An 862-nucleotide genomic window follows, 5' to 3' on the forward strand; every position below is an offset into this window, starting at 1 on the left:
TTTTCGGATTTTTAATTCAGACAATACCGCGTGCACCGCATCAGCATTATCTTCCATAGAATGCACATAACCCATTGGTTCAGTCGCTCCATGACCTAATAAATCAATACAGATAATCCGATATTTCTTAGAAAATTCAGGGATGAAACTTTCCCACATACTGCTGTTTTCCAGAAAGCCATGAAGCAATACAATAGCAGTTCCCTTCCCGGAATCAGTATAAGAAATAGTCGTGTTTTTGTAGATTATCTGTTTCAAAGCGCTTAGTTTGTTTTGCAAAGGTAAATTCCTTTTTTTAAAAATTATATTTTTTTGCCGCAGATTAAAGGGTTAACACAGATTCAAGAATCATTAAAATCTCTTAATCTGTGGCGAAAAAAAAGCGGCCCGCAATCAGCAAGCCGCCTTCAAAATTTTAAGTCTAAAGTCCAAAGTCTCAAGCCTAAAGCCTAAAGCCTAAAGCCTAAAGTTTTAAATCATAAATCTACAATCATAAATCTACAATCATAAATCACAAATCTGCAATCTAAAATCTACTGATTCATCAAACTTTCAATTTCCTCAATTTCAATAGGAATATTTCGCATCAGGTTAAACGGTTCCCCGCTTTGCTGTACAACAACATTATCTTCCAGTCTGATACCGAATCCTTCAGCAGGAATATAAATTCCGGGTTCTACGGTAAATACCATATTGGCCTGCATCGGTTCGTGAAGTAAACCGTAATCGTGTGTGTCCAATCCCATGTGGTGGGAAGTTCCGTGCATGAAATATTTTTTATAGGCCGGCCAATCCGGATTTTCATTTTGCACATCGGCTTTATCGATGAGTCCTAATCCTAATAATTCGGAAGTCATCAATT

2 protein-coding genes are annotated in these 862 nt (G+C 37.0%); both read right to left on the minus strand.

Features of this window, described 5'->3' with window-relative positions; translation table 11 throughout:
• A partial coding sequence (locus JNK74_28275; GenBank protein ID MBL7650085.1) for an alpha/beta fold hydrolase occupies window positions 1-258 on the minus strand: 258 nt, incomplete at its 3' end.
• A gap of 275 nt (window positions 259-533) precedes the next feature.
• On the minus strand, window positions 534-862 hold a 329-nt coding region (locus JNK74_28280), incomplete at its 5' end, for a M24 family metallopeptidase (protein MBL7650086.1).

Source organism: Candidatus Hydrogenedentota bacterium (assembly GCA_016791475.1).
Lineage (GTDB): Bacteria > Hydrogenedentota > Hydrogenedentia > Hydrogenedentales > JAEUWI01 > JAEUWI01.